The sequence below is a fragment of the Paractinoplanes ferrugineus genome, from assembly GCF_016862195.1.
Lineage (GTDB): Bacteria > Actinomycetota > Actinomycetes > Mycobacteriales > Micromonosporaceae > Actinoplanes > Actinoplanes ferrugineus.
Map to the genome: position 1 here is coordinate 82,850 of NZ_BOMM01000065.1, position 25,787 is coordinate 108,636.

The 25,787-nt window shown below is 71.0% G+C and carries 24 protein-coding genes; 14 read left to right on the forward strand and 10 right to left on the reverse strand.

What is annotated here, in order from left to right; all coding sequences use genetic code 11:
- Nucleotides 1-63 precede the first annotated feature (63 nt).
- From Afe05nite_RS35895 to Afe05nite_RS35910, 4 genes are all read right to left on the reverse strand, one after another.
- Nucleotides 64-303 (reverse strand): hypothetical protein, encoded by a 240-nt coding sequence (locus Afe05nite_RS35895; RefSeq protein WP_203821748.1) that lies wholly within the window; start codon nucleotides 301-303, stop codon nucleotides 64-66.
- A gap of 159 nt (nucleotides 304-462) precedes the next feature.
- On the reverse strand, nucleotides 463-1,818 hold the full coding sequence (locus Afe05nite_RS35900) for a glycosyltransferase family 2 protein (protein WP_203821749.1): 1,356 nt from the start codon (nucleotides 1,816-1,818) through the stop codon (nucleotides 463-465).
- Nucleotides 1,815-2,663, reverse strand: a complete 849-nt coding sequence (locus Afe05nite_RS35905; RefSeq protein ID WP_203821750.1) for a glycosyltransferase family 2 protein — start codon at nucleotides 2,661-2,663, stop codon at nucleotides 1,815-1,817. Before Afe05nite_RS35905 ends, Afe05nite_RS35900 begins: the two co-directional genes overlap by 4 nt.
- A 23-nt stretch (nucleotides 2,664-2,686) precedes the next feature.
- Nucleotides 2,687-3,661 carry a glycosyltransferase family 2 protein gene (locus Afe05nite_RS35910; protein ID WP_203821751.1) on the reverse strand — a complete coding sequence of 325 codons (975 nt, stop codon included), beginning with the start codon at nucleotides 3,659-3,661 and terminating at the stop codon, nucleotides 2,687-2,689.
- A gap of 711 nt (nucleotides 3,662-4,372) precedes the next feature.
- Here Afe05nite_RS35910 and Afe05nite_RS35915 point away from each other — a divergent pair.
- The 3 genes from Afe05nite_RS35915 to Afe05nite_RS35925 all read left to right on the forward strand — a co-directional run bounded on the left by Afe05nite_RS35915 (nucleotide 4,373) and on the right by Afe05nite_RS35925 (nucleotide 6,967).
- Nucleotides 4,373-5,308, forward strand: a complete 936-nt coding sequence (locus Afe05nite_RS35915; protein ID WP_203821752.1) for a sulfotransferase domain-containing protein — start codon at nucleotides 4,373-4,375, stop codon at nucleotides 5,306-5,308.
- 20 nt (nucleotides 5,309-5,328) lie between these two features.
- Nucleotides 5,329-6,237, forward strand: a complete 909-nt coding sequence (locus Afe05nite_RS35920; protein WP_203821753.1) for a hypothetical protein — start codon at nucleotides 5,329-5,331, stop codon at nucleotides 6,235-6,237.
- A gap of 262 nt (nucleotides 6,238-6,499) precedes the next feature.
- Nucleotides 6,500-6,967, forward strand: coding sequence for a response regulator transcription factor (locus Afe05nite_RS35925; RefSeq protein WP_203821754.1), 468 nt, complete (start codon nucleotides 6,500-6,502; stop codon nucleotides 6,965-6,967).
- A gap of 34 nt (nucleotides 6,968-7,001) precedes the next feature.
- Here the strand turns inward: Afe05nite_RS35925 and Afe05nite_RS35930 are convergent, their stop codons facing one another.
- A complete protein-coding gene (locus tag Afe05nite_RS35930) occupies nucleotides 7,002-8,072 on the reverse strand; it encodes a M20 family metallopeptidase (protein ID WP_239118451.1) in 1,071 nt (356 codons plus the stop codon).
- Nucleotides 8,073-8,131: 59 nt separating this feature from the next.
- Here Afe05nite_RS35930 and Afe05nite_RS35935 point away from each other — a divergent pair, with 59 nt between their 5' ends.
- Entirely contained in the window at nucleotides 8,132-8,746 is a 615-nt protein-coding gene (locus tag Afe05nite_RS35935) for a TetR/AcrR family transcriptional regulator (protein ID WP_203821756.1), read from the forward strand.
- Here Afe05nite_RS35935 and speB read toward each other — a convergent pair.
- A complete protein-coding gene (gene speB / locus Afe05nite_RS35940; protein ID WP_203821757.1) occupies nucleotides 8,717-9,814 on the reverse strand; it encodes an agmatinase in 1,098 nt (365 codons plus the stop codon). The two genes, Afe05nite_RS35935 and speB, sit on opposite strands and share 30 nt — an antisense overlap.
- Nucleotides 9,815-9,888: 74 nt before the next feature.
- On the opposite strand from speB, the gene Afe05nite_RS35945 reads away from it, so the two are divergent.
- Complete coding sequence (locus Afe05nite_RS35945; RefSeq protein WP_203821758.1) at nucleotides 9,889-10,779, forward strand: serine/threonine-protein kinase; 891 nt, start codon at nucleotides 9,889-9,891, stop codon at nucleotides 10,777-10,779.
- Here the strand turns inward: Afe05nite_RS35945 and Afe05nite_RS35950 are convergent, their stop codons facing one another.
- Nucleotides 10,780-11,607, reverse strand: coding sequence for a universal stress protein (locus Afe05nite_RS35950; protein ID WP_203821759.1), 828 nt, complete (start codon nucleotides 11,605-11,607; stop codon nucleotides 10,780-10,782).
- Nucleotides 11,604-13,190 carry an amino acid permease gene (locus Afe05nite_RS35955; protein ID WP_203821760.1) on the reverse strand — a complete coding sequence of 529 codons (1,587 nt, stop codon included), beginning with the start codon at nucleotides 13,188-13,190 and terminating at the stop codon, nucleotides 11,604-11,606. The genes Afe05nite_RS35950 and Afe05nite_RS35955 overlap by 4 nt, the downstream gene beginning before the upstream one ends.
- 227 nt (nucleotides 13,191-13,417) lie before the next feature.
- Between Afe05nite_RS35955 and Afe05nite_RS35960 the strand changes: the two genes are divergently transcribed.
- The 7 genes from Afe05nite_RS35960 to Afe05nite_RS35990 all read left to right on the forward strand — a co-directional run bounded on the left by Afe05nite_RS35960 (nucleotide 13,418) and on the right by Afe05nite_RS35990 (nucleotide 21,127).
- Entirely contained in the window at nucleotides 13,418-13,765 is a 348-nt protein-coding gene (locus Afe05nite_RS35960) for an STAS domain-containing protein (protein WP_203821761.1), read from the forward strand.
- A 44-nt stretch (nucleotides 13,766-13,809) separates the two neighbouring features.
- On the forward strand, nucleotides 13,810-14,847 hold the full coding sequence (locus Afe05nite_RS35965) for an alpha/beta hydrolase (RefSeq protein WP_203821762.1): 1,038 nt from the start codon (nucleotides 13,810-13,812) through the stop codon (nucleotides 14,845-14,847).
- A gap of 24 nt (nucleotides 14,848-14,871) precedes the next feature.
- Nucleotides 14,872-16,104 carry an ATP-grasp domain-containing protein gene (locus Afe05nite_RS35970; RefSeq protein WP_203821763.1) on the forward strand — a complete coding sequence of 411 codons (1,233 nt, stop codon included), beginning with the start codon at nucleotides 14,872-14,874 and terminating at the stop codon, nucleotides 16,102-16,104.
- A gap of 68 nt (nucleotides 16,105-16,172) precedes the next feature.
- A complete protein-coding gene (locus Afe05nite_RS35975; protein ID WP_203821764.1) occupies nucleotides 16,173-16,622 on the forward strand; it encodes a DUF5990 family protein in 450 nt (149 codons plus the stop codon).
- Nucleotides 16,619-19,633: a DEAD/DEAH box helicase gene (locus Afe05nite_RS35980; RefSeq protein ID WP_203821765.1), complete on the forward strand. Its 3,015-nt coding sequence runs from the start codon at nucleotides 16,619-16,621 to the stop codon at nucleotides 19,631-19,633. The genes Afe05nite_RS35975 and Afe05nite_RS35980 overlap by 4 nt, the downstream gene beginning before the upstream one ends.
- A gap of 43 nt (nucleotides 19,634-19,676) precedes the next feature.
- The gene (locus tag Afe05nite_RS35985; protein ID WP_203821766.1) at nucleotides 19,677-20,399 is read left to right on the forward strand and encodes an SWIM zinc finger family protein; all 723 of its coding nucleotides are present in this window, start codon (nucleotides 19,677-19,679) and stop codon (nucleotides 20,397-20,399) included.
- A gap of 5 nt (nucleotides 20,400-20,404) precedes the next feature.
- Nucleotides 20,405-21,127, forward strand: coding sequence for a hypothetical protein (locus Afe05nite_RS35990; RefSeq protein WP_203821767.1), 723 nt, complete (start codon nucleotides 20,405-20,407; stop codon nucleotides 21,125-21,127).
- A 54-nt stretch (nucleotides 21,128-21,181) separates the two neighbouring features.
- On the opposite strand, the gene Afe05nite_RS35995 is transcribed toward Afe05nite_RS35990, so the two are convergent.
- Both Afe05nite_RS35995 and Afe05nite_RS36000 read right to left on the reverse strand, forming a co-directional pair.
- Entirely contained in the window at nucleotides 21,182-22,579 is a 1,398-nt protein-coding gene (locus Afe05nite_RS35995) for an SDR family NAD(P)-dependent oxidoreductase (RefSeq protein WP_203821768.1), read from the reverse strand.
- A gap of 247 nt (nucleotides 22,580-22,826) precedes the next feature.
- Nucleotides 22,827-23,120, reverse strand: a complete 294-nt coding sequence (locus tag Afe05nite_RS36000; protein ID WP_203821769.1) for a hypothetical protein — start codon at nucleotides 23,118-23,120, stop codon at nucleotides 22,827-22,829.
- 451 nt (nucleotides 23,121-23,571) lie between these two features.
- Here Afe05nite_RS36000 and Afe05nite_RS36005 point away from each other — a divergent pair, with 451 nt between their 5' ends.
- Together Afe05nite_RS36005 and Afe05nite_RS36010 are read left to right on the forward strand one after the other, a co-directional pair.
- Nucleotides 23,572-24,885, forward strand: coding sequence for a radical SAM protein (locus Afe05nite_RS36005; RefSeq protein WP_203821770.1), 1,314 nt, complete (start codon nucleotides 23,572-23,574; stop codon nucleotides 24,883-24,885).
- A gap of 715 nt (nucleotides 24,886-25,600) precedes the next feature.
- Nucleotides 25,601-25,787 (forward strand): hypothetical protein (locus Afe05nite_RS36010; RefSeq protein ID WP_203821771.1); only part of this gene is annotated, 187 nt, incomplete at its 3' end.

Here is a 25,787-nt window from a genome sequence, read left to right on the forward strand (position 1 = left end):
CGCTCCCGGTGGTTGAAGCGCCAACGTCTTGACCGGAGATACGGGTGCGGTGGGGGCAGGGGTTCAGTCTCTACCGCGCGTGACGGAGAAATTCTGCCGGCGCTGCTGACCAGTAAGCCGTAGGCAGTCGAAGGTCACGGCGTGTAAGGCGTAGACGCCAGACGTGGTGATCAGCCACATGGCCGCGAGCACCAGGGTGATCGTCTGGTCGAGGGTGTTCCAGGCGACGGAGAGCGTCGCGGAGCCGAGGATCAGGGCGGCCGCGGCCCCGGACTCGGCCAGTCGTAGAGGGTCGATGGACATGGCCGTAGCCTTCCGGGTCGCGGGGGGTCGCCGCTTCGGTCCGGAGCGGGATCTGACCCTACGACTTTCGGTAGAGCTGTGAATCGGATAAAACGCGCAAAGGCCATGCTTTACGTCGGTGGTGGGACGCGCCGGGCGTGCCGGGTCAGCCGTTCGGCTTCAGCGGGTGACGCGCTTCGCCCGGCGGCGGCCCGCCAGGTAGGCGCGCGGGCCGGCCAGCATGCCGCGGTGGTTCGCCCGGCGCAGGTGGCCGGGGAAGTCGTCGCGGGGGTCCTGCGACTGTGGGGTGTAGACGGTCTTCAGCTCGCGCCACGCGGTCGGGGCCAGCCGCAGCAGCGGCCAGATCAGGGCCGGATGCGACACCACCAGGCCGGTGTAGGCGGCGGCCAGACCGATGCCGTGGCCGACGATCTGCTGCTTGAGACCGGGCAGGTCGCGGCGGTGGAAGTGCTGGGTCAGCGCCGTCGGCTGATAGACGATGGTGCCGCCGCCGATCAGCACCTGGGTGAACGCCAGCGTGTCCTCGCAGCCCTGGGCCGGGGTGCCGGCGCCGAGGGCGGTGTCGAACATGCCGATGCGTTCGATCACGCCGGGACGGAACGCCATGTTGGCACCGACCGCGAACGGGGGCACCGGGTAGAGCGGGCTCTGCTCGTGCACGGATTGCGGGCCGAAGACGGCAGGCGTGAAGCCGCGGTTCTTGACGTGCCCGCCGATCTGCTCGAACCACAGCTGGGCCCGGGTTTCCAGCTCGGCCGGCAGGGCGACGCCGGAGACGACGTCGGCGGCCGGATGGTCGTCGAGGGCGCGGGCGATCTCGGCGAGCCAGTGCCGGTCGGCCACCTCGTCGTCGTCGATCCACGCGAGGATCTCGCCGGGGGCGGCACGGACCGCGGCGTTGCGGGCGAACGACAGGCCCTGGACCGGTTCGAGCAGATAGTCGACGGAGCCCCGGCGGGCGGCGGAGCGCACCACCTCGGCGGTGGCGGAGCTGTCCGGGGCGTTGTCGACGACCAGGACGCGGAATGCCGGGTAGTCCTGCACCAGCAGGCTGTCCAGGCAACGGGCGAGGGCGCCGGGCCGCTCGCGGGTGCAGACCACGACGGTGATGTGCGGCGCGCGGGCCAGGATCTGCCGGCGGCGGGCCAGGAACGCCGGCTCGGTGCTCCGGTTGAGGCCGTCGATCGGCAGGGCCCGGCCACCGAGGCGGGGGCGCAGCATGTCGGCGAGGCCCCGTTCGACGGCGGCGCCCAGGTCGGCGGGGCGCAGGCCGTCGACCGGCACGTCGATCAGGACGGTACCGAGCGGTTCGGTGAAGAGACGGACCAGGACCCAGGCCTGGCGTACGCGGCGGCCGTCGTGGTGCACGGCCGGCACCGCGGGCAGCGGGTCGGCCACGTCGACATCGAGCACCACCGCCGGCAGGTCGGCGGCGGTCGGCGTGATCCGCGGAGCGGTGAGGATCGGGTCCCGCCGCCAGGGCGGGGTCCAGGCCTGGTCCAGGTCGACGTTCATCGGGCCGGGGCGAGCACCCGCTGCGCCGGGCGACCCGCACGCAGCGACCGCGTCGCGGCGCCGAGGGCGAGCGCGGTGGCACCGGCCAGCAGGCCACCGGCCCGCAGCATCTGTCCGGCGCGGAGATCGCGAAGTACGGCCCGGCCGGTCACCACGACCCCGGGGCGCGCGGCGGACCCGGTGCGACGGTCGACGGCGGGGTGCTGGTGACCGCGGCCCTGGGCGTAGCACCGGCGCAGGTAGGAGGCGAAGGTGAGGCGGGCGGGGGCGAGGTGGCGGATCAGGCCGGCACCGACGTACGCGAATCGGCCGCCGCTGACCCCGCTCAGCCGCGAGCCGAAGTCGTCGTCCCCGGCGGCGAAGCCGCCGGCCTGCCGGAATTCCTCGCGGCGCACAACCGTGCCGGACGGGTTGCCGCGGTTCTCGGGTCCGGCCGCCCACCACGACGAGGACGGCAGCCAGCGCGGGCGTCCGGTCTCCCACTCGGGGGTGAGCTGTGCGCCGGCGCCGACCGTCGTGCGGTCGCTGAGCGGGGCGATGACGCGGCCGAGCCAGCCGGGGTCGGCGACCGAGTCGTCGTCGAGGAACGCGATCAGGGACGTCTGCGCGTGGAAGGCGCCGGTGTTGCGGGCGCCGGGCAGGCCCGGGCGCTCGGCGCTGCGCAGGACGGTGATGCCGGCCAGATCACGGCGTACCCGGCGGAAGAGTTGCTCGTCGTGGTCGACGACCACGACGACCTCGGCCGGCATGACGGTCTGGGAACGTGCCGACGCGACCGCGCGCACCAGGCTGGGCCAGCGCTCGAGGGATCCGGTCGCGACGACGACGGTGACTGCTTGCTTCATGGGGGGTGCTCCAGGGGGAGGAATCAGTCCTCGATCGAGGACGGCATGCGCAGCGGCTTGATGTCGCCGGTGCGGGTGCCGACCTCGCGGGCCGGGGCGTTGATCGGGCCGGCCGGGGGGACGGTGCGGGTGATCGAGGGGCGGTTGGCCAGCTGGCCGTAACCGCGGGATTCGGCGGTGCTCCGCTGGTGCACGAGCACGCCGCCGACGCGGCGCACGCCGGTGCGGTTGTGGCGGCGCATCCGCCCGTACTCGCTGAAGATGGTCCGCAGCACCCGGAAGCCGTCGCGGAAGGTGTTGAGGTTGGTCTCGCCGTGGATGCGGGCGTGTTCGACGCTGCCGACCTCGCCGACCTTCATGCCGTCGACCGCCGCCCGAATGTTGATCATCGTTTCGATCTCGAAGCCGTCACCCCACAGCTTGCTGCCGTCGTTGGGCTGCGGCAGCCGGGTGTCGGGCAGGTCGAGGGTCGGCACGACGTTGCGCCAGAACGCGTTGTAGCCGTAGCAGAGGTCGGTGAACCGGGTCCCGAACAGCACGTTGACCACCAGGTTGAGGCCGTCGTTGCCGGCCTTGCGCAACTTGGTGATGTCGTGGCTGTGCCCGCCGTTGGCGAACCGCGAGCCCTTGACGAAGTCGGCGCCGTCGACGAGCTGCTGCACGAACAGCGGGATCTCGGCCGGGTCGGTCGAGCCGTCGGCGTCGATCATCACGATGATGTCGCCGGTGCACGCCGCGAAGCCGCAGGCGAGGGCGTTGCCCTTGCCCTTGCGGGTCTGCTGCACGACGACCACGTCGGGGCGCAGCTCGAGGGCGACGGCGACGGTGCGATCGACCGAGCCGCCGTCGACCAGTACGACCTCGTTGATGTCGGCCGGCAGGGCCGCGAAGACATGCGGCAGATTGCGCTCCTCGTTCAGAGCCGGAATGACGACACTTACCGTCGGTGACACGGGCCGGTTACCCACCGTGTTGCCCTTGCTCGACGACGCGTCCATGTCGTTCCTCCTGCCCCCTGAGCGAGTGGCGGGTCCCGGTCCAGAACCGCAGGTCTCTCGCTTCTCACACCAACCTAGCAATCAGCTACGCAGCGTCAACTGACCGAAAAGACAGCCTGATCCAATATGACTGGCCGAGGTCCGTCCAAGAGGATGAGCTGCGCAGTTCATGCATTCGCTCAGATCTTGATTCATGTCACAGAAGTCACCATGGGTAACGGACAGGTTGCCGCTTTGGGGCGCCAAACCGGCAAAAGGGCAGTACGCCGCGACATCGACGAATAGCATAAGTCGGAAATGCTGGCGTGATTCAGGTCATCGCTTGTCGACATTACGAACGGTGACGTGCCAACTGCGGAACGGTTCCCTGAAGAGTGACGGAAAAGATCGTAAGCGATGGATACTTTGTGGGTATGGGGACCCTGTTCGATCGGGCCCGTAGCTTTCGGGCGCCCTTACCGTTGGTGAAACGATGAAGGCTGAGGAAGCACTCTGTGTCTGCGGGCATCCGCGGTCCGCTCATGATCACCACCGCCGGGGCACCGACTGCGCCCTGTGCGGTCCGGCCGGCTGTCCGCGTTACCGTCGCGCCGTCTGGTGGCGTCGCCTGGTCAAGGGCGGGTGATCCCAGCAGGTGGGGACGGCTCGCGAAAGCCTACTGAGTCTGTAGGCTAAGTTCACTTGAGCGGCCAGCCTCACCGGAGGAATCCCATGCCACTCCCTGACTTCTTGATCGCCGGGGTGCCCAAGGCCGGCACCACCGCGCTGCACGCGGCGTTGCAGCCACATCCGTCGCTGTTCCTGTCGGCGGTCAAGGAACCGAAGTTCTTCCTCTCCGACGGCCCGCCGCCCCGCCACGGCGGTCCCGGCGACGTGCAGACCTACCAGGAGCACGTCTGGCGGCGGACGGACTACGAGGAGCTCTTCGCGCCCGCACCGCAGGGCACGCTGCGCGGCGAGGCGACACCCTTCTACCTGTACGACGAGAAGGCCCCCGAACGCATCGCGACCCTGATCCCCGACGCGAAGATCATCGTGTTGCTGCGTGACCCGGTCGACCGCGCCCACTCCAACTGGACCCACCTGTGGATCGCCGGCCTGGAGCCGGAGGCCGACTTCCTGGCCGCCTGCCACGCCGAGGAGCAGCGCATCGCCGCCGGCTGGGCCGACTTCTGGCATTACACCCGCCTCGGGCTGTACGGCCGGCAGGTCGCCAACCTCTACAAGCACGTCCCGCGGGAACACGTGTTACTGCTGCGCTACCGCGACCTCAAGGACGAACCGGCGGTCACGCTCGACCGCGTCTGCTCGTTCCTGGGCGTCCGGACGGGCGTCCTGTCGGCGATCCCGAAGGAGAACGTCAACCGGCACGTCGTCGAGGACAACCGGGTGAACGCGGTGCTGCGCCGGCTGTTGCGGGCCGGCGGCGGGTTCGGCCACCACTTCCCGGTGCCGCTGCGCCTAGCGGCCCGCGGCCCGCTGCTCACCCTGCTGCACCGCAAGCAGGGCACCAGGCCGGTGACGACACCAGCCGAACGCGCCGCGCTGCTTCCGTCGTTCGCCGAGGACATCGCGCTGTTGCAGGATGTCACCGGCGCCTCGTACGACGACTGGTTGTCCGTCGACCGGCACGCCAACGCCCGCTAGAAGACCGAGAAGGAGCTGCCTTGTCCACCGGGATCTCAACGCTGCCGCTGCCCCGCTGGGAGGAGTCCGACGTGGTGGTCCCGCCACCCGGGGACGAGCCCGGGGCGTGGTCGGGCGCGCCGTCGTCGATCGTCGTGGACGGCGTCTTCTACCTGGCCTACCGGGTCCGGCTGCCGATCGGCGAGGGGCGCGGCATCTCCAACGTGATCGCGCGCTCCCTCGACGGGGTGACGTTCACGCAGGTCACCGAGGTGCGCAAGGAGCGCTTCGAGGCGGAGTCGCTGGAACGGCCCGCGCTGGTGCACACCCCGGACGGGCGGTGGCGGTTGTACGTGAGTGCGGCCACCCCGGGCACCAAGCACTGGCGGGTCGACCTGCTCGAGGCCGACACGGTGGCCGGGCTGGCCGAGGCGCCCGCCAGGACGGTCCTGGCCGGGGACGAGACGGTCGGGGTCAAGGACCCGGTGCTGCACCACGACGCGCACGGCTGGCACCTGTGGGCGTCGGTGCACCCGCTCGAGAGCTGGGCCGACGCCGACCGGATGACCACCGAGTACGCGACCAGCCCGGACGGCGTCGAGTGGACGTGGCGGGGCACCGCGCTGGCCGGTCGGCCGGGCGAGTGGGACGCGCGGGGCGTACGCGTCTCCTCGGTCCGGGTGGACGGCGACGAGATCACCGTGGCCTACGACGGCCGGGCCACCGCCGCCGAGAACTGGGAGGAGCGCACCGGGATCGCGCGGGGGAGCCGGCTCGCCGACGGGAGCTTCGGCCCGCTCGTGGCCGAGGGCGGCCCGGTCGGCAGCCCGCACGCGCCGCACGGCCTGCGTTACCTGAGCCTGGTGGACCTGCCGGCGGGCGGGCGCCGGATCTACTACGAGGCCACCCGCCCCGACGGCGCGCACGACCTGCGCAGCGAGCCGGCCTGACCGGAGACGGAAAATGGCGGAGCTTCTCCTTGTGGGAGCGGCTCCGCCATCGACAGTGCGGCCGTTTACCGCGCACACCTGGCGTCAGCACCGACGCTATGCCACCCGGCACCGCGTCTTCACCCAGCCCCGCCGATCGTGATCACGCTCTCAGTCGCGATCCGTTCTTCGCACCCGTGGTGCAACTGAGGTTTCCCTGGCCGCGGCCGGTATCTCGCCGATCATCCGCTCGCTCGCAGAGAACGTCAGTCAGGAGAGAGCCGTGGTTGTTACCGCCCCCACCATCGTCCCCGCCTTCACCGCACCGACCCTTTCACTGGTGGCGCCCGTCGCGGAGTGGGCCACCGACGTCGCGGAGCCGCGGATCCTGATCGCCGACGACGACGAGGGGGTGCGCGAACTCGTCGCCTACAAGCTGTCGGTGGCCGGTTACCACGCGATCACCGCGGGCGACGGCGCCGCCGCGCTGACCATGGTCCACCGCGAGCAGCCCGACATGGTCATCCTCGACGTGTCGATGCCGGGCCTCGACGGGCTCAGCGTCTGCTACGAGCTGCACTCCTCGGCGGCGACCGCGCAGATCCCGGTGTTGATGCTCAGCGGCCGGGACCGGCAGGTCGACATCGATCTGGGCCTGACCGTGGGCGCCGACGACTACCTGGTCAAGCCGTTCAGCCCGGCCGAGCTGATCCGCCGGGTGCGCTGGCTGCTGCTCGCCAACGGCGACTGAGCGCTCGCAACGGCGACTGAGCGGGGCGCCGGCCTCAACCGGCGACCGACCGCAGGAACGTGACCAGCGCGTCGTGGTACGGCCGCAACGTCGTCAGGTCTACGTACTCCTCGGGTCCGTGCTGGCCGTCGCCGCCGGGCCCGAAGATGACCGCGTCGATCCCCAGCGCGTGGTAGTGCCGGCTGTCCGCGGCACCGTGTTTGCGCAGCGGACCGCGGCCGGCCGCGGCGAGCAGCGCCCGCGCGAACGGCCCGGCCGGGTCGGCGTGGTGGGGCGGCCCGAGGGCGTCCACCCGGGCCGGGACGCCCGCGATCCCGGTGAGATGGGCGGCGACCTGGTCGGCGGTGCGGCCCGCGAAGTCGGCATCGGTCGGCGGGTAACGGATGTCCAGCCACGCCGTCGCCTCGGCCGGCACCTGGTTGTACGCGTGGTTCGGCGTCTCGAGCCGGGCCACGTTCACGGTCGTCGCCCAGGCCTGCGACCGCGGCACCGGATGGACCGCCAGCAGGCGCCCGACCGCCTCGGTGAGCGTCAGCAGGGCGTTGTCGCCCAGCCAGGGATAGGCCGCGTGGGCGGCCCGGCCGGTGGCGACCAGCCGGGCCTGGCAGATGCCCTTGGACTCGGTGACCACCCGCAGGTCGCTCTGCTCACCGATGACCACGAACTCGGCGCGCACCCCCTGCGCCAGCTGGTGCGCGGTGCCGTCGGCGCCGCCCACCTCCTCGTCGGTGACCAGCTGCAACGCGATCGGGTAGGGCAACTCGGCGGCCATCGTGCGGAACACGTCGGTAAGCACGACCGCCGCCGATTTCATGTCGTGGGTGCCCCGGCCGTAGAGGCGGTCGCCGGCCCGGCGCGGCACGAACAGTTCCGGCGGGGCGGGCACCACGTCGAGGTGGGCGTTGAGGATGATCCGGAACGGGCCGGGCCGCCCGGGTGGATGCAGCAGCGCGCTCGGCTTGCCGTTCGACTCGAAACGCCGCACCGTGAAGCCCGGCCCGGCGTGGTCGATGGCCAGGTCGAGGACCTCGGCCAGCGCGGCCGGCCGGTCGGCGGTGGACGGAACGGCGACCAGGTCGGCGATGCGTTGCTCCCACGCGGTCACCGATCCAATATCGCTCGCACGGCGCCGATCTTCAATGGCGTACGTGATAGACATGCGCGGTGAGTGAGGTGACCAGGACCGCCGGTCGTCGCGCCGCGCGGCGCCGGGCCGACGTGCTCGCCGCCGCCTGCGCCGTCGTGGCCGAGCGCGGCGCCGACGCCACCCGCTTCACCGACGTCACCGCCGCCACCGGGGTGGGCGTCTCGACGTTGCAGTACTACTTCGGCAGCCGCGAGGACATGCTGATCGCGGTCTTCCGCTATGCCGCCCAGGCCGACTTCGAAGCGGTCACCCCGCGCCTGCACGCCGTCGCCGACCCGTGGGACCGGCTGCTGGTCATCGCCTCGCATCTGACCGGGGCGGTGGGCAGCGACACCGGGTGGCGGCTGTGGGTCGAGTCGTGGCGGTGGGCGCTGCGTGACGCGGACCTGCGCGGTGAGGTGCTCGGCGACTACACCCGCTGGCACGACCTGCTCGCGTCGATCATCACGGCGGGGGTGCGGGACGGCCGCTTCGGCACCGACGCCGCCCCGATGGATGTCGCCCGGCAGGCCCTCGCGCTCATCGACGGCCTGGCCCTGCCGGTCGTGCTGGGTGACCCGGGGGTCACCGGCGCCGCCGCCGGCCACCTGCTGTCCGACGCGCTAAGCCGGCTGGTCGCGTTGCGCGGCTGAACCGGGGTCGTGCTGGGCTGAACCGGGGTCGTGCTGGGCTGTTTCGGGGTCGCGCTGGGCTGAACCGCGTCCCTCCAGGAGTGGCTTCGCCCGGTTCCAGCGCGGCCCGGCGCCGTCCGCCCGGCGACGGGCCATTCCCGACAGTGCCTCCAGAACCACCCGGTTGCCCAGCATCGCGGTGATCTCGGCGTGGTCGAACGGCGGCGACACCTCGACCAGATCCATGCCGACCACCGGCAGCTCGTGACAGATCCGCGAGACCGCGTCGAGAAGCTGCCGGGCGGTCAGGCCACCCGGTTCCGGGGTGCCGGTGCCGGGCGCGTGCCCGGGGTCGCAGACGTCGATGTCGACCGACAGGAACACCCCGTCACATCCGTCGAGGGCCAGCTCGAAGACCCGATCGAGGACGGCGGCCAGGCCCCGGTCGACGATCTCGCTCATGTGGAACGAGTGCATCCCCTGGTCGGCCATCCAGTCCAGGACGTCCGGGCCCGGCCAGTAGCCGCGCAGCCCCACCTGCAGGAAACGGTCGCCGCGTACGGCCCCCGACTCGATCAGCCGGCGCATCGGCTGGCCGTGACCGTAGAGCGAGCCGAACTCGATGTCACCGGTGTCGGCGTGCGCGTCGAAGTGGATGACCGAGATGTTGCCGGCCCCGTGGTGGCGGGCGACCCCGGCGACGTCGGGCCACGTGACGGTGTGGTCGCCGCCCAGGATCAGCGGAACAGCACCGTGGCCGGCGATGAAGGCCACGGCGTCCTCGATGGTGGCGCAGCTGCGAGCGATCTCACCGGAGAAGACCTCGAGGTCACCGGCATCGCGTACGTTCGGCAGAGCATCGACCCGCATCGCCATGTGCGGCCGTGACCCGTCGTGCGGCAGATAGTCCGTGCCCCGGATGACCTGCGGCCCGAACCGCGCCCCCGGCCGGTGCGAGGTGCCCCCGTCGAACGGCGCGCCCACGATCACGACGTCGGCGTCCGCGTAGGAGGACGGTTCCCGCCAGTCGCAGGCGGGGACGCCCAGGAACGTGAAGTCGGGGCCGTACATCGGGCCGTAGCGCGTCATGCCTCGGAACTGTATCGCCATACAGTATTTCCGTACAGCGTTTGTGCCGGAACCAGGCCGGGTACCGGCGCCCCATGTCTTCGCGGATCCTGGGCGGCCGGTATCAGCTCGTTCAACGGATCGGCGTAGGGGGGATGTCCGAGGTGTGGCGCGGCCACGACGAGGTGCTCGACCGGCCCGTCGCCGTGAAGGTCCTCGCGCCCGGCCAGCCGCACACGGTCGACATCGTGCGCACCGAGGCCCGCTCGGCGGCGCGACTGGCCCACCCCAACGTGGCCGGCGTGCACGACTTCGGCACCTCGGCCGACCAGCCGTACATCGTGATGGAGCTGGTCGAGGGCCGCACCCTGGGCCAGCACCTGGTCGGCGGCGCGCTGGACTGGCGGATCGCGGTGCGGATCGGCGCCGAGGTGGCCGCCGCCCTGGCCGCCGCGCACAGCGAAGGCGTGGTGCACCGCGACATCAAGCCCGGCAACATCATGCTCACCCCGTCCGGCGCCAAGGTGCTCGACTTCGGCATCGCCGCGACCGTCGGGCAGGCCGACGAGGACCCGGACGGCCCGGTCATGGGCACGCCCGCCTACGTGGCGCCGGAACGGTTCGCCGGCTGCCCGGCCACCCCGGCCACCGACATGTTCGCTCTCGGCACTCTGCTCTACCAATGCCTGAGCGGCCGGCTGCCGTGGCTGCGGGCCACCCCGACCGAGCTCGTGCACGCCGAATGTCACGACGACCCCGACCCGCTGCCCGAGATCGACGGGCTGCCGGTCGAGGTCGTCGACCTCATGTCGCGCTGCCTGGCCAAGGAGCCGGGGGAGCGGCCCACCGCCATGGTCGCGGCGCTGCTGCTGGCCGAGGCGGTCGACGCCCGGGTGTACGTGCCGATGAGCGACCTGGAGCCGATGCCGACGCCGTCCAACTGGATCGACGAGCCGACCTCGGCCGCCGGTCGCCACCGGGCCTGATCAGCCGCTGCGCGGAACCACCACGACCGGGCGGCGGGCCCGGCGCAGCAGCCGGGCCGAGACGCCGCCCAGCAGCACCCGGCGGGCCGGGCCGTAACCGCGGGAACCGCAGAACAGCACGTCCACCTCGGCCAGCCCGGCCAGGGTCTCGACCACGTCGCCGCTGATGATCCGCCAGTCCGCGTCGGCGGCCGGCACGCTGGCCACCGCCGCCGCCAGCGACTGCTCGTAGGTCTCCCGGGCGGTCTCCAGCAGCACCCGCTCGGCGTCGTGCAGGAACGGCAGCGGCGAGATGCCCTCGGCGACCACGGTGTAGAGCCGCAACCGCGAACCGGTGCCGGCGGCCAGCCGGGCCGCCTCGGCGAGCGCGGCCCGTCCGTCGGGGGTGTCGACGTAGGCCACCCCGATCAGCCCCAGGCCGCCCGGCGGCTCGACCAGATCGCCGGGGACGACGGCGATCGGGCACGAGCTGCCGGCGAGCAGGCGCTCGGCGGTGCTGCCGAGCGCCTCCCGGCCCGAGCCGACGACGACCACCGACGCCTTGGTCTGCTCGGCCAGGTCGTGCAAGCCGTGCGCGGCCGACGACGAGGCGATCAGCCGGTAGTCGGCGGCGGTGTCGCCGAGTTGCCCGCGGGCCTCGTCGAGCGCCTGCTGGGCGGCCCGGTGCCGGTCGGCCACCCATTCGGCGTCGACCCGGCCGGAGCCGAGCGGGGCCGGTGCCGGGTGGACGACCGCGACGACGAGCGGCACGCCGAGTGTGTCGGCGGCCCACCGCCCCAGGGCGAGGGCACCCGGTCCGGGTGCCCCGGCGATGACCGGCCCGGTCACGGCCGATCACCGCCCGGCTCGGCGCTCCCCGCACGCCCGGTCGCCTCGCCCGGCTCGGCGGATCGGCCCGGCTCGGCGGACGGGTCGGGGTCGGCGGACGGGCCGGGGTCGGCCGGAGTGTTCGGGTCGGCCGGGCTGTCCTGGTCGCGGGCCCAGACCGGGGTGCTCTGCGGCTCGGTGCGCAGACGCGAGTTCCGGTAGCCGTACAGCGCGTAGATCAGGATGCCGATGAGCAGCCAGACCCCGAACCGCACCCAGGTCTCCCAGGGCAGGTCGCTCATCAGGTAGACGGCGAAGGCCACCCCGATGATCGGCAGCACCGGCGACCACGGCACCCGGTAGGGCCGGGGCATCTCCGGTCGCGTCCGGCGCAGGATGATCACGCCGACGTTGACGAGCACGAACGCGAACAGCGTGCCGATGTTGACGAGCTCGACGATGGTGCCCAGCGGCACCAGCGCGGCGAGGATCGCGATGAGCACGCCGAGGCCGATGGTGAGCTTGGCCGGGGTGCCGTACCGCTGGTTGACGGTGGCCAGCCGCTGCGGCATCAGGCCGTCGCGGCACATCGCGAAGAAGATGCGGGTCTGGCCGTAGAAGATGACCAGAACGACGCTGGTGATCGCGACGACGGCGCCGAGCGACAGGATGCCGGCCGCCCAGCTGATGCCCGCACCCTGGTCCAGGGCCGCGGCCAGCGGCGCGTCGCTGTCCTTCATCTGGTCGGGCGAGGCGATGCCGATGGCACCGACCGCGGTCAGCACGTAGAACAGCGTGCAGATGCCGAGCGATCCGAGGATGGCGATGGGCAGGTCCCGGCCCGGCTTCTTGGCCTCCTCGCTGCCGGTGGAGACCGCGTCGAAGCCGATGAAGGCGAAGAAGATGATCGCCGCCGCCGCGGTCACGCCGTCCGTCCCGTCCGGCGCGAACGGCTTGAAGTTGCCGGTGCCGAAGTTCGCGAACGCCACGACCAGGAAGAACACCAGGACGGCGAGCTTGATCACGACCATGATCAGGTTGGCTCGCGCGCTCTCGGTCACCCCCCGGACCAGCAGGAACGTGATCGCCAGGACGATGAAGACGGCGGGCAGGTTGAACACGCCGCCGTCGGACGGGCTCTTGGCGATGGCGTCCGGCAACTGATAGCCGAACGCGGCGTCGAGGAACGCGTTGAGGTTGCCGCCCCAGCCGACCGCGATGCCGGCGACCGACACGCCGTACTCGAGGATGAGGTCCCACCCGATGATCCAGGCGACGACCTCGCCCAGGGTCGCGTACGTGTAGGTGTACGCGCTGCCGGAGACCGGGATGGACGACGACAGTTCCGCGTAGGACAGCGCCGAGAACGCGCAGGCCACGGCGGCCAGCAGGAAGGACAGGATGACAGCCGGCCCGGCGATGCCGGCGCCCTTGCCGATGACCACGAAGATGCCGGTTCCGATGATCGCGCCGACGCCCATGGCGGTCAGCTGGGTCACGCCGACCGCCTTCTTGAGGCCCTGCCCCTCCTGGGCCGTCTCGGTGATCAGCGAGCGCACGTCTCGGATGGCGAAGATTCCTGGTTTACCCGAAGTTGTTGCCACGGCCACCCACCTCTGTATCGGGGACTACCGATCTCACCTTGTGCCCAGGCTCACACCGTTCGCAACTCGAGAGAGGTACCGGAAACCCATGGCCGCCTGCGGCGTGTGCGATCGTCGTTGTACCGTGAGGCGAACGGGCAGCTCGGGGGCGGCACGCGCTTCTTCGGGGCACAATTCTTCGGGCTCGGTCTCGGGGTACGGGTCTTCAGACAGGGAAGGTGTCGGCGATGGGCGAGGCGGTCATGACGACGCGCCGTCAGGCCGACGGCGCGATCGTGGTCGACGTTCGCGGCAGTCTCGACGCCGCCACCGTCGACGCGTTGCGTGGGTCGCTCGTCGGCACCCTGCAGCGCGACCGCCCGGTCACCATGATCGTCGATCTCACCTACGTCGTGTTCATGGACTCGATGGGCATCGGGGCGCTGGTCACCGGTTACAACACGGCCCGCGAGATCGGCACCCGGTTCGTGCTGCGCAACCCGAGCGAGTTCGTCCACCGCCAGCTGCGCGTCACCGGTCTGGCCGAGATGTTCGGCCTGCCCCCGTCGTCGTCGGCGACGACGTTCACCACCTGATCGTTCCCCGAGCGCTTGCCGCCGATGCCGGTTAATGTGCGGACATGGAACGGGTGGCCGGGGCTTGGTGCGACGGCTCGGCGGTCTGCTTCCGGTTCCCCGATCAAAATCAACAGCTTGCTTCGGTACGGCTGATCTGCCAGTTCCTGGGCTCCCCGGAATTCCGCTACGCGCCCGACCGGCACGGATGGGACCTGCGCCGGCCCCGGCCCGAGACCGCCCGCATCGAGTACAAGCTCGAGCTGACCCACCGCGACGGGCGCCGCGAGACCGTCTGCGACCCGGGCAACCCGCGCCGCGCGCCGGGTGGTTTCGGCGACTCGTCGGTGCTCTGGTGCCCGGACTACCGCGAACCCGACTGGCTGCACCTGCCCACGGCCGACGGGGATTGGCAGGACGTCCGGCTGGCCGCCCCGGCGCTCAAGGCCGAGCTGACCGCCCGGGTGTGGTCCCCGGCCGGCGCCGGCGGGCGGGTGCTGCTTGCCCACGACGGCCCCGACTACGACATGTACGCGGAACTGGGCCGGTTCGCGGCGGCGTCGATCGCGGCCGGCCGGGTCGCGCCCTTCCACCTGGTGCTGCTGCCGGCCGGGGAACGCCTCGAGTGGTACGCGGCTTCCAGCCCGTACGCGAAAAGCCTTGGACTTGAGATCTTGCCGGTGCTCCTCGACCGTCTCGGGGCCTCGGCGCCGATCGTCGGGGCCGGCGCCAGCCTCGGCGCGCTCGCCATGCTGCACGCCCAGCGACGCGCCCCGGAGCGGTTCGCCGGGCTGTTTCTGCAGTCCGGCAGCTACTTCCAGCGCCGATTCGACGCGCAGGAGTCCGGCTTCGCGCGCTACCAGCGCATCACCCGGTTCGTCTCGTCGGTGCTCAAGGCATCGACCGGGCCCGCCATTGCGGCCACACTTACCTGCGGGACCGTCGAGGAGAACCTCGCCAACAACCGGAGCATGGCCGCCGCGCTCCGGGGGCAGGGATACGAGGTGACCTTCGCCGAGAACCGCGACGCACACAACTGGATCGGCTGGCGGGACGCCTTCGATCCGCACCTGACCACGCTGCTGCAGCGAGTGTGGCCGTAGCACTCATCTCCCCGGGAGGACGACGTGGCCGACGTCGAACACACCATCGGACTTCTGCTGGGCACCGAGGACGACTGGCCCCGGGCCTACGAGGCGCTGCTGCGCCGGCTCGGGGTGATCACCGGGCCGGACGGGCGCACCCACCGCACCGTCACCGAACGGGTCACCATCGAGCCGTTCAACCTGCGCGACAAGCCCCGCCACGACCTCGTCATCGACCGGCTCGCCTACTGGTACTACCACCCCCGCGAGTGGCTCAAGAAGATCGCGCTGATGGACGACGTATACCTGCTGAACAGCCCGTTCACGTTCCAGTCGATGGAGAAGCACGCTGCCTACTGCGCGATGATGCGGCTCGGTCTCAAGGTGCCGGAGACGGTGCTGGTCCCGTACAAGAATCCGCTCGACAACAGCCGGTACGCCTACACCTCGGAGCGCTACAACAAGTCCTTCGACCTCGACGCCACCGCCGAGCAGGTCGGCTACCCATTGTTCATGAAGCCCTACGACGGCGGTGCCTGGGTCGGTGTCACCCGCATCCGCAACTCCGACGAGCTGCACGCCGCCTACGACGCCTCCGGCGAACGGCTGATGCACCTGCAGGCCTCGGTCGAGGATTACGAGGTCTTCGCCCGCTCCCTGACCATCGGTCCCGAGACGATGGTCATGAAGTTCCGCCCCGAACAGCCGATGCACGCCCGCTACGAGGTCGACCACGGCTTCCTCACCGCCGACGTGGGGCAGGAGGTGGTCACCATCTCCCGGCTGGTCAACGCGTTCTTCCGGTGGGAGTTCAACAGCTGCGAGTCGCTGGTACGAGGCACCGACGTGCACCCGATCGACTACGCCAACGCCTGCCCCGACGTGGCCGTCACGTCCCTGCACTACTACTTCCCGTGGGCGATGTCGGCCCTGCTGCGCTGGACGGTCTTCTGTGTCGTCACCGACCGCCGCCCCCGCCTGGACACCGACACCGCCCGCTATTTCGCCATCGGCGACTCGGCGATGCCCTATGCCGACAAGCTCGTCGAATACCGCCGCCTGGCCGACGAGTATTTCGACGTCGAGCGCTACGAGGAGTTCTGCGCCAAGCACCTCGCCCACATCGACGGCATCGTCTACGACTGGGTGACCTCGGAGGAGTTCCGCTCCCTGCTGCGCGAGACCGTGCGCGCGACCTACCCCGTCCACGAGCACGAGAAGTTCCTCGGCCACTTCGGCGGCCTGATCGACGCCTGGATCCGCGACCACTCCTGACCCCCGGGAGGCTTCCCTGGACGCCGGCCGACGAGTTTTTGTCGTAGGCCCGGCCTATTGTCGGTCGGGTGCGGATCCGGATCGAGGGGCGAGATCTGCCGGGCGCCCGCGTGGGCCCGGTGGCCGACGAGTTGCGCCTGCGTAACGTGCATGTGGGAGTCCAGCGCAAGTCTGCGGTCGTCGCCCGGGTGCCGGCGTCGGCGCCCCACGCCACGTGGGAGATCGACGTGGCCGGCCGCGAGGTCGACGGGCTGCTCGACGTGGGTGGCCCGTTCGTCCACGGCCGCCCCGGCGCCCGCTTCCTCTACCTGAGCTGGGGCAACGTCTCCGACTCCGGCTTCGAGATGTTCCGCCGGGCCAAGCTGCTGTTCGGCGACATCCCCACCGGCCTCCTGCGCCGGCTCTTCGACGACCCGAGCACCGCCCTGATCGGCACCCTCGGCCTGACCGACCCTCTCGGTGAACCCCGGTGCGCCCGAGTCCGCCCACCCGACATCGTCTGGACCGGTTCCCGATGACCGGCCCACCCCCGCCCGCCCCTGATTCCGCCGTTCTCGGGGCGGGACAAGGAGTTCAGGCTGCTGAGGTTCGAGTTCTGCATGGCTTCGTCGCGCGTGACGGGGCGCTCCTGCTGTGGGGTGAGACCGACAGATCCGACGCCGGCGTGGCCCGCGGGGGGCATCCGTTCGCGCTGCCGGCCGCGCGACTCCCGGTGGGGGAGCGGCGGGCGCCGGCGACGCTCGTGCTGCCGTCGACCAGTGCGGGGCCGCTCTCGTCGCCCCAGCTGGGGCTGGCCCCGAGGCGTGGCAGTCCGAAGTTGCGGCCGTGGCAGGTGCCGGTGGTCGAGGTGCCGTTCGTGGACGAGGATCTCGCGGACGAGTTCGACGGGCGGCGGGCGCCCTCGGTCGGGTGGCTGGTCGAGCTCTGTTCGTTCGCCGCCGACCTGGTGCGGCGGGGGCGGGTCCTGCCGGCCGTGCTGCCCGCCGGGCCGGTGGCCCGCTGGCGGCCGGTGCTCACCGGGTTCGACGCGATCCACCACGCCGACCTGCTTCGCCGCATGCCGGCGGCCTGCCGGGCCGAGCGGGCCCGGGTCGGTGACGTGGCGGGGCTGCCGGCGGCCGACACACTGGCGGCGGCGGCTCTGCACCGGCTCGTCGACGGGCTCGTCCGGACCCGGCTCGCGCTCGCCGGGGTGCGGATCGGGGACGGGTGGCTGGCCGCGCTCACCGGGGAGCCGGAGTTCACGGCGGCCCCTGCGCTGGCCGATGACCTGGCCGAGAAACTGGACGCCTGGCATGCCGACGCCGCGTCCGGGGCGGCGGTCCGGCTCTGTTTCCGGCTCAGCCATCTGGCGGAGCTGGCGGACGAGCCGGACGCCACCGATCCCGTGCCCCGGCCGGCCGGTCGGGACGGGTGGCTGCTCGAGTTCCTGCTGCAGGCGGTCGACGAACCCAGCGCGCTGGTCGCGGCGGCCGACATCTGGCAGGACGAATACGCTCCGCTGCGGCGCTGGACCCGGCATCCGCAGGAGCGCCTGCTCGCCGCTCTCGGCCGGGCCGCCCGGCTCTATCCGGATCTCGGGCAGGCGCTGCGGGTGCCGCGGCCGGTCGACATGGTGCTCGACACGGTCGAGGCGCACACGTTCCTCAGCCACGCGCTGACCTTGGCGGAGGCCGGCTACGGCGTGCTGCTGCCGACCTGGTGGCGCGAGCAGCAGAGTCTGACCCTCGCCCTGGAGCTGCGCGAACGGGACCCGGTCGCGCCGGTGCTGCGGGACGAGGCGGCCGACCTCGCGCACCTCGTCGACTATCAGTGGGGGCTCGCACTCGGCGGGCGGGTGCTCACCGAGGCCGAGTTGGTCGACCTCGCCCGCGCCCAGGTCTCGCTGGTGCGGCTGCGCGGGCGCTGGGTTCATCTCGATCCCGAGCGGCTGGCGGCGGGGCTGAAGTTCCTGGAGCGCGGCGGCGGGTCGATGACCGCGGGCCACGCGCTGAAGATGATCCGGCTGCTGCCGCCCGAGGAACTGCCGCTGCCGGTCACCGCGGTCGGTGGCAAGGGCTGGCTGGCCGACCTGCTGTCCGGCGAGCTCGATCGACGCCTGGAACTGCTGCCCCAACCCGAGGGGCTGCGCGGCGAGCTCCGCCCGTACCAAAGGCGGGGTTTTTCCTGGCTCGCCTTTCTCGACTCGCTCGGGCTGGGCGCCTGCCTCGCCGACGACATGGGTCTCGGCAAGACCGTGCAGCTGCTGGCGTTGCTGCTGCACCGGCGCTCCGGCCCGGCGTTGCTGATCTGCCCGCTGTCGGTGCTGGGCAACTGGCAGCGGGAGGCGGCCCGGTTCGCGCCGTCGCTGACGGTGCGGGTGCTGCACGGGGGTGAGAAGCCGTCGTTCGTCGGCGCCGACCTGGTGCTCACGACCTATGCGACGGCCCTGCGCGTGACCGACGAACTGGCGGCTTTCGGCTGGGATCGGGTCGTGCTCGACGAGGCGCAGCACGTCAAGAACAGCACCGGGGCGATGGCCAAGGCGGTGCGCCGGCTTCCGGCCCGGGTGCGGATCGCCTTGACCGGTACGCCGGTGGAGAACCGCCTCGCCGAGCTGTGGTCCATCCTGGACTTCGTCAACCCGGGGCTGCTCGCCTCCGCACACACGTTCCGGGCCCGGTTCGCGGTGCCGGTGGAACGCTACGGCGACGAGGAGGCCGCCGCCCGGCTGCGGGCCGCCACCCGGCCGTTCCTGCTGCGCCGCGTCAAGTCCGACCCGGCCGTCATCACCGACCTGCCCGACAAGCGGCAGGTGCGACACCTGTGCGGGCTCACCACCGAGCAGGCCACGCTCTACCGGGCGGTGCTCGAGGACATGAAGGCGCGGCTCGGCGAATCGCGCGACAAGTGGAACAAAGGCATCGTGCTGGCCGCCATGACCAAGCTCAAACAGGCCTGCGTGCACCCGGCTCTGCTCCTGGGCGACGGCTCGCCGCTGCCCGGCCGCTCCGGCAAGCTCGAACGGCTCGAGGAGATCCTCGACAGTGCGCTCGCCGAGGGGGAGAGCGTGCTCTGCTTCACCCAGTTCGCCAAGTTCGGTGCCATGCTCACCCCCCACCTGGCGGCGAGGTTCGGGGTGCCGGTCCGCTATCTGCACGGCGGCACCACCCGCGCCGACCGGGACGACATGGTCGCGGCTTTCCAGGAGGACCAGCGGCCCGGCGTGTTCGTGCTGTCGCTCAAGGCCGGCGGCACCGGGCTCAACCTGACCGCCGCCAATCACGTCGTGCACGTCGACCGGTGGTGGAACCCGGCCACCGAGGCGCAGGCCACCGACCGCGCGTTCCGCATCGGGCAGCGGCGGGACGTGCAGGTGCACACCCTCGTCTGTCTCGGCACCGTCGAGGAGCGCATCGACCGGCTGCTCGTCGACAAGGGCGTGCTCGCCTCCCGCGTGGTCGGCAACGGCGAGGGCTGGCTCACCGCGTTGGACACCGCTGAGCTGAGGGAACTGATGCGTCTCGAACCGGAGGCGGTCGTTGACTGAGCGGTTCTCGGTCGAGTTCCTCGGCACGTTCGAGTCGTTGCGGATGGGGCCGACCTTCGCGCGCGGCCGCCGTGACGAGCGGGCCGGGCACGTCCGGCAACTGACCATCTCCGGCTCGCTGGCCGTGGCCCTGGTGCGCGGGCCCGACGACGCGGCGGCGTTCCGGTCGCGGATCGCGGTGCGGTCCTTCGGCGCCTCCGAGTGGGCGCGGGTCGAGCAGGATCTCGTCGCCGAGGCCCGATATGCCGCCGACCTGCTGGGTGGGCGGATGCCCGACGGGATCGGCGCGGTGTTCGCGGCGGCCGGCCTCAGCCTGCTGCCGTTGTCGCTGGACGAGGTCGCGATGGATTGCACCTGCGAGCGGTGGCCGATGCCGTGTGTGCACCTCGCCGCGACCTGCTACGCCCTGGCCCGCTCGTTCGAGGAGGACCCCTTCGGGGTGTTCACCTGGCGCGGGCGCTCCCGCGACGAATTGTTGTCTCACCTGCGAGAACTGCGTGCGGCCGCATTCGAAAATGATCAAAATGCACCGGATTCCGGGACTTATCCGGATGAAAATTCGGAAAGGGCCGACGAGGAGCTCGGCGTGTCGGCCGAATTCTGGGGCGGATCGCCCGCTCCGAGCGCGCCGGCAAGCGGCCGACCCGGGGCTGTGAGCAGGCCGGATGCGCTATTGGATCAGTTGGATCCACCCCATCTGGCACACGCGGGACGACCGCTTGTCGACCTCCTGCGCCCGGCCTACAGGGCCCTGCCCGAAGCGTAGCCAGAGTGAGTTTTTCCACCATCGGGTTACACGGCGCGGATCTGCGCCGTGACAATCCGTGGCTGTGTTCTCCTTGTCAGGACAAATCGTTTGTCAGGAGAAGGTGTGAAATGAACCGATTTACCCGGATTCTTACGATGGCTGGCCTCGGGCTGGTGACGGGTGTGACGATGGCAGCGGGTCCGGCTATGGCCACGACCAGCAGCGATCAGGGCACGGCGAAGTCGGGTAACAGCGTCGGCGAGCAGCGTCGCTGGGGCGACCGAGTGGTTGATGTCTTCCGTACCTACCGCGCTTGTGACCGCGCGGGCGAGTACGGCGAGGACCGCGGCTACTGGGACGACTACGACTGCTACCGGACCATCAACCGCGGCCGTGGCGGCTACGTGCTGGTTGTGGAAGAAGACAACTGGGGCCACGGCTGGGGCGGCCGCTTCCCGAGCAGCTGGGGCAACGACTGGCGCCCCTACCCGGGTGGGTTCTTCCCGGGTATCCGGCCGGGTGGCTTCTGGCGTCCGGGTGGTTTCCCGGTCGTCGGGCGCCCGATCGGTGGCTTCCCGATCGGTGGCTTCCCCATCGGTGGTCGCCCGATCGGCGGCTTCCCGGGTGGCTTCCCGAACGGTGGTCCCCAGACCGGCAACAACGGCCCCGTGATCACGCCCGGTCAGGGCCCTGTGATCCCGGGCGGTCTGGGCAACCTCCCGCCGATGCCGAAGACCGCTAGCTAGTTCCTCGCACCATCCGATGAGCCGCACCCCCGCCAGGGGTGCGGCTCATCGCCTTCACCAGGCGACCGGGGCGTAGTCCTTGAGGAAACAGCCGTACAGATCCTCGCCCGCCTCGCCGCGCACGATCGGGTCGTAGACCCGGGCCGCCCCGTCCACCAGGTCGAGCGGGGCGTGGAAGCCCTCCTCGTGCAGCCGCATCTTCGTCGGATGCGGGCGCTCGTCGGTGATCCAGCCGGTGTCCACGCTCGTCATCAGGATGCCGTCGGCGAACAGATCGTCGGCACTGGTGCGGGTGAGCATGTTCAGCGAGGCCTTCGCCATGTTCGTGTGCGGATGGCCGGCACCCTTGTAGCCGCGGGCGAAAATGCCCTCCATCGCCGACACGTTCACCACGTACCGGCGCTTGAACATGGATCGGGTCATTGCCGGCCGCAGGCGGCTGACCAGGATGAACGGCGCCGTGACGTTGCACAGCTGCACTTCCAGGAGTTCGAGGGCGTCGACCTCGTGGACGCGATCACTCCAGCTGTTCGTCGGGGTCGTGTCGGGCACCAGGCCGCCGGCGTCGATCGCGACCGAACGCGCGGTCAAGGCCATCTCGGTGATCTGCTGCGGCGTCAGCGTCGTGCCGCCCTGGGTCAGCGCGGCGGCGGGGGAGGCCCCGGCCGTACCGAAATATTCCAGTTCCGGCAGCGGCCCGTCGGGCAGCGCTTCCTTCTCGGCGGCCGCGATGGCCGAGTACGAGCCCGGCGTGCGGCGTACCGTCTGGGCCGCATTGTTGATCAGGATGTCCAGCGGGCCGCGGGCCGCGACCGACTCGGCAAGCGCCACCACCTGGGCGGGATCCCGCAGATCGAGGCCGACCACCCGCAGTCGGTGCAGCCAGTCGCCGCTGTCCGGCATGGCGGCGAAGCGGCGTACGGCGTCGTGCGGGAACCGGGTCGTGATGGTCAGGTCGGCACCGTCGCGCAGCAGGCGAAGCGCGATGTACATGCCGATCTTGGCCCGGCCGCCGGTGAGCAGGGCCCGCCGCCCGGTCAGATCCGTTCGCGCGTCGCGTTTGGCGTGGTTCTCGGCCGCGCACCGCGGGCACAACTGGTGATAGAACGCGTCGACCACGGTGAACCGCTGCTTGCAGACATAACAGCCCCGCGCCTTCAGCAGCACGCCGGCGGTGGCGCCCCGGGTGTTCGACTTCAGCGGAATGCCCGCCGTCTCGTCGTCGATCCGGCCCGGCGCGCCGGTCGCGGTGGCCTCGGTCACGGCCTTGTCGGCGGCCAGGATCGCGTCCCGGCGGTCCCGGCGGCGCTGCAGTTTCGTCGTCTTGAACAGGGCCGCCGTCGCCCGGCGCAGCGCCACCGCATCGGGGTGCTCGGGTGGCAGCTTCTCCACCTCGGCCATGACGGCCAGACACATCGCTAGCCGCTCCGGGTCCACCCCTGTGCCGGTCATGCCGCTGTTTCCCCTGCTTTCCGCTCGTGACAACTCACCGAGGACTTTACTGAGCCGTGCTGATCGGCCGGTCGGTCGGTGTCCCGAGGGTTTCGCCGCGTGGTCTCGAATGCGGCGGGAATCGCCCGATCCCGGCGGAGTTGCCTCGACGCGGAGATCGTGGTGGTGCGCCGGAGTGGCGGCTCCGGCGGTCCTTGTTCCGGGGGATGTTGCCCTGCTTCGTGCGGCGTTGTCGTCGTTGCTCTCCCTAGCGCGCCGCTACCTTCGCCGCCAGCCGGGGCCGAGTGATGCGGCGGGCCTTGAGTCGCTTGGGGACCACCTCGATGCGTGGTTCCCGCTGCGGATCCAGCTGGGTCATCGAGGACACGACGATGACGGCGGCGAGTCCGTCCTTGAGCATCCGCAGTGCGGCGTCCCAATCACCGCAGATCAAGCCCGCCACCTCGTAGCGCATCGATGCGCAGTAGTCGAGGCAGCGCGCGGCATGGACGTCGAACCGGTCCGGCTGCACGAAAATTACTGCGTTGGGCACTGTGACCATCTCCCTCACCCGGTCGCCTGTTCGCGAGCAAAGTCACCTAATCGTGTTGGACACCGCTTGCACATCCGCCGATCCGGACAGCACCTGACCGCGAATCCGGCACTTCGACGACCATCTGTCGGTTATGGACCACCCATCCGGTCAATTTCCGATAACCGTCAGCTACTTGTCGCCCAGCATGCATTTGATTCGGTCCTGGAAATAACAGGCCCTTGACCACGAACGCTCACCCCGGAACGCGCGGGGCCGCCGCCCACGGGCGGCGTCGCCCCGGACAACCGCCTCCGGTCCCGGATTCGGCCCCCTGCCACCTCGGCCGAAGCGTGCAAGTGGGCTGCGTCTCGCTCGAAGCGTCAGGACGTTCGTCACGTCCGACCTGACAGCACGGATCTAGCCCGAGGGCTGAAGCTAGGGTGGGTGGGACGAACCGAGCACGTTCAGGGGGAAACATATGGAGCTGCGGACCGACCTGGTCGAAGACCTGATGGGGCGCTTCCCCGACGTGCCGAGAGAAGCCGTCATCAAGGAGGATCTGCTCCGCGGTGGGCTGGCCTTCGACGACACGGCGCTCACCGACAACGAGAACGGCGACGTCAAGCCCAAGTCGTACTTCATCTTCTCGTTCGATCACCGCACGCTGCCCGAACTCGGCACCGCCGCGTTGCGCCGCCCGCCGGAGGAGATCGTCCTCACCGGTGGGCCCTACGAGCTTCGGCGCACCGTGGTGTCGGTGCGGATCAACCCCGACTCGCCCTACCGCGTGGCGGCCGACGACGACGGACGGCTGAAGCTGTTCCTCGACGGGCGGGAGATCGCCGACGTCGGGCTGCCGCCGATGCCGGAGTACTACCGGCACACCCTGGCCAACGGCAAGCAGGTCATGGAGGTCGCCCCGACGATTCAGTGGGGATACCTGATCTACCTGACGGCCTACCGCCTGTGCCAGTACTTCGGGGCGACCGAAGAGTGCCAGTACTGCGACATCAACCACAACTACCGCCAGCACAAGGCGGCCGGGCGTCCCTACACCGGGGTGAAGCCCGTCGACGAGGTCCTCGAAGCGCTCGAGATCATCAACAAGTACGACACCGCCCGCGCCTCCACGGCGTACACCCTCACCGGCGGCAGCATCACCCGCAAGGTGGACGGGCTGGCCGAGGCCGACTTCTACGGCCGTTACGCGCAGGCCATCGAGGAGCGCTTCCCCGGCCGCTGGATCGGCAAGGTGGTAGCGCAGGCCCTCCCACGGGAGGACGTCCAGCGCTTCAAGGACTACGGCATCCAGATCTACCACCCCAACTACGAGGTGTGGGACAAGTACCTGTTCGAGCTCTACTGCCCGGGCAAGGAGCGCTACGTCGGCCGCGAGGAGTGGCACCGCCGCATCCTCGACTCGGCCGAGATCTTCGGCCCCCGCAACGTCATCCCGAACTTCGTGGCCGGCGTCGAGATGGCCGAGCCGTTCGGCTTCAAAACCGTGAGCGAGGCCATCGACTCCACCGCCGAGGGCCTCCAGTACTTCATGTCCCGCGGCATCACCCCCCGCTTCACCACCTGGTGCCCCGAGCCGACGACCCCCCTCGGCAAGACCAACCCCCACGGCGCGCCGCTCGAATACCACGTGCGCCTGCTCCAGACGTACCGCCAGGTGATGGAAGCCAACGGCCTGACCAGCCCGCCCGGCTACGGCCCGCCCGGACCCGGCCGCGCTGTCTTCTCGGTGAGCTCCTTCATGGACAGCCTTCCCCCCAAGGACGACATCTAGGGGTACGCCACACCCCTCCACCAACCGCAAGCCGGCAGTCACCCTGCCGCGCATGCCCAGCCCCGCCCCGAGGGCGCCCCCGTCCTGCACGCGGGGTCGCCCCTGGGGTGCCCGAGCCCGATCCCGTGTGGCCCGCTGCGCCACCCAAGCGGGTCCCCGTCGGGCGCTGCTCCGTCAGTCCCAGCCCGCGTGGCCGATTGCCGCCCACGCGGGCTGCTCGGGCTGCTCGCCGTCAGTCCAGCCCGGGTGCTGTGTGCCCGTCCGGCGAGGTCCCGATTCGCTTGCCCGCTGCCACCGACGCCGTTCGCCCTGGGTGCTTCCGTCAGCCCAGGCCCCGCGCAGGCAGTCGCTCCCCTATAGCCGAAATAGCGTGATACTTCCGGGTGATTGCGAGCGTTGCTGCCGCGCTCAACGGCTCGCCAGTCCCCGAGACCGACCTCTTCATGGCCGCGACCCGTCCGTGGGCCGCGACCTGCCCGCTCTATGACGTGGAAGCCCCAGTGAGGCGGCCCCCCCTCTCATGAAATCGGCCCCGCGTACGTGCGAGATCCCTTTTGCGGTGAAGAAGGAGCCTTCGAGCGCCCCGGCCACCCCTTTTTCCTGGAAGACGTGCAGGACGCCGTCGCGTCGAGCCCGATTCGCCCATTTTGGCCGCTCATCTTGCCGCCCCGCTCCGAGTTCGGGCCGTTCTGGGACTGTGCGGGCGCTGTTCGCCATGCCGAACCCGCCTGCGACCCGGCGCCGCCCCGCCACGCGCCGCCCGCCCCGCGCCGCCCCGCCCCGCGCCGCCCCGCGCCGCCCCGCCCCGCCACGTGCCGCCCCGCCCCGCGCCGCGCCGCCCCGCGCCGCCCCGCGCCGCCCCGCCACGCGCCGCCCCGCGCCGCGCCGCCCCGCGCCGCCCC